General features: G+C 67.3%; 2 protein-coding genes. Both read left to right on the top strand.

The annotated features are described in order from the left end of the window. A partial coding sequence (locus tag DFR29_RS28765; protein WP_208113775.1) for a phosphopantetheine-binding protein occupies positions 1–450 on the top strand: 450 nt, incomplete at its 5' end. Between the two features lies 1 nt (position 451). Then, positions 452–2068 (top strand): condensation domain-containing protein (locus DFR29_RS28760; protein WP_243746212.1); only part of this gene is annotated, 1617 nt, incomplete at its 3' end.

The following is a 2068-nucleotide window of genomic DNA, read 5'->3' as shown; positions in this document are numbered from 1 at the left end:
GCGCTGGTCGAACAGCTGAAGACCCAGCTGGCCGCGCAATTGCCCAGCTATATGCAGCCTTCGGCCTATGCCGTGCTGCCGCGCCTGCCGCTGACGCCGAATGGCAAAGTGGACAAAGCGGCATTGCCGCAGCCGGCGCTGCAGCCGTTGCTGCACGTGCCGGCGGAGACGCCGACCGAGCGGCGCCTGGCCGCGATCTGGGGCGAAGTGCTGGGCCTGGAACAGGTCAGCGTCACGGCCAATTTCTTCGATATAGGCGGCCATTCGCTGCTGGCCACGCGGCTGATCAGCGCGGTGCGCCGCCAGCTGGAGGTGGAGGTTTCCATCCGCCTGATTTTCGACCGATCGGATATTCGCAGCATCGCCCGGCTGATCGACGAGCAGGAAATCCGCCGTCGCAACCAGGCGATGGTCATGACTAGGGAAGAGCACGTTGAGCTGGAGTGGTGATATGCACGCTGCGGAACTGATTCAGCACCTGAACACGGCCTACGCCATTTCCGTCTATGTGGAAAATGGGAAACTGAAGACCCGTTCCGCCGGCGCCGAGCTGGACCCGGTCGCGGTAGACCTGATCCGCAGCAACAAGGAGGCGCTGATCCGCTTCCTGGATACGGCGGGCGAGGTGCGAGCGGCCAGGACCGACGGCATTGCGCTGCGGCGCGACCGGCTCGAAGCGGCGGTGCTGTCGTTCGCGCAGCAGCGGCTGTGGTTCATCGACCAGTTCGAGCGCAACGCGGCCTACAACATGCCGGCGGCGCTGCGTCTGAGCGGTGTGCTGGATCGCGCGGCATTGCGCCGCACGCTGGACCGCATCGTGGCGCGGCACGACATTCTGCGTACGCGCTTTGTCGACAGCGGCGGTGAACCGCGCCAGATTGCCGACCTGGCCAGTACCTTTGCCCTGACCGAACACGACCTGTGCGCACTCGACGCTGCGCAGCAGGAAGCGGCGGTGGCGGAACTGAGCAGCGCCGAAGCCCAGGCCGGTTTCGACCTGGCCAGCGGCCCGCTGATTCGCGGCCGCCTGCTGCAGCTGCACACGCAGGAGCACGTGCTGCTGCTGACCCAGCACCATATCGTTTCCGACGGCTGGTCCAGCGGCGTGCTGGTGAAGGAAGTCAGTGCCCTGTACGCGGCTTTCAGCCAGGGCCAGCCCGATCCTTTGCCCGCACTGGGCATCCAGTACGCCGACTACGCTGCCTGGCAGCGCGAACGCCTGCAGGGCGCTGCATTGCGCGCACAGCTGGACTACTGGCGTGGCCAGCTGGCCGATCTGCCGGCGGTGCACAGCCTGCCGCTGGACCGGCCGCGGCCGGCGCGGCAGCAGTTCGACGGCGGGCGCCTGCTGCAGGACGTGGATGCGGCGACACTGGCCGGGCTGAACGCGCTGGCGCGGCGTCACGACGCCAGCCTGTTCATGCTGCTGCAGGCGGCGTTCGCGGTGCTGGTGGCGCGCTGGAGCGGCGAGAGCGACATCGTCATCGGCACGCCGATCGCCGGACGCCTGCATCCGGACGTGGAGCCGCTGATCGGTTTCTTCGTCAACACGCTGGTGCTGCGCAGCGATCTTTCCGCCAATCCCACCTTCGAGCAGCTGCTGGCCCAGGCCAAGGCCACGGCGCTGGCGGCCTACGAACACCAGGAAATTCCGTTCGAGATGCTGGTCGACGAGCTGAAGCCGGCGCGCAGCCTGGCTCATTCGCCGCTGTTCCAGCTGATGTTCACCCTGCAGAACAATGCGGCCAAGCAGTTGGAACTGCCGGGCCTGAGCCTGGCGCCGGTGACGGCACGCCACGGCCAGGTGAAATGCGACCTGGAGCTGCAGGCGACCGAGACGGAACAGGGCCTGAAACTGGCCTGGAACTATGCTACGGGCCTGTTCGATGCAGCAACCATCGCGCGCCTGGGCGACAGCTTCGGCCGCCTGCTGCAGGGCATCGTCACGGCACCGCAGCAGCCCGTGCTGCAGCTGCCGCTGCTGTCGCCGGGCGAACGCGCCCAGGTGGTGCAGGCATTCAACGACACGGCGGCAGACCTCGGCGCCGAAGCCCTGGTACACCAGCTG

Source organism: Tahibacter aquaticus (genome assembly GCF_004363655.1).
Taxonomy (GTDB): Bacteria; Pseudomonadota; Gammaproteobacteria; order Xanthomonadales; family Rhodanobacteraceae; genus Tahibacter; species Tahibacter aquaticus.
The sequence above is the reverse complement of the archived record's forward strand: the minus strand, read 5'-3'. Positions and strand labels throughout refer to the sequence as shown.